1 protein-coding gene is annotated in these 530 nt (G+C 39.4%); it reads left to right on the forward strand.

What is annotated here, in order from left to right; genetic code table 11:
• Window positions 1-268: 268 nt before the first annotated feature.
• Window positions 269-530: hypothetical protein (locus P9E47_RS22750; RefSeq protein WP_326165160.1), on the forward strand; the 262-nt coding region annotated here is incomplete at its 3' end.

Genomic DNA, 530 nt, shown 5'->3' on the forward strand with positions numbered 1-530 from the left:
TGTACACACCTAAAAAACATTGTCCTTAGATAAAAAAGCGTGTCCTTAAATAAAAAAGTATGGTCAAGACTGGAGGAAAATCAGGTGAAAGCCTGGTCGCCCTTCGGTCTTTTTTGTATGAAAAAAGCGGGAAAAAAGCGAGGATACGTACCTTTGGTACGTCAGCCAGATTGAATAAAACGTATGAATAAAAGCCTGAAAGATACTGATAAATCAAGGTTTATGGCAGGAAAGAGCATGAGGGAAATGGAGAAGAAAGCAGGAGGAAATGCAGGAGAAAAATAAAAAAGGCAGGGGAAAAACGGTAGAAAAAGCAGGAGAAATACAGGAGTTTTGGACAAAGTTTTTTATGTCTACGACCATGAAAATTCAGTACAAGTTTGAGCAAAAGTGGGGGAAAGGCAGGACAAACTTTTTTCTATTCCAAAAGATGGGGAAAGGGCGTGAGCATAAGCAGGACAAGGGTTTGAGGGGAAAAAGGGGAGGAAAATCAGGAGGAGGAAATTGGACATTGTTTTTTATTTATGAAC

The sequence above is a fragment of the Schinkia azotoformans genome, from assembly GCF_035811335.1.
GTDB classification, from domain to species: Bacteria; Bacillota; Bacilli; order Bacillales; family Bacillaceae_J; genus Schinkia; species Schinkia azotoformans.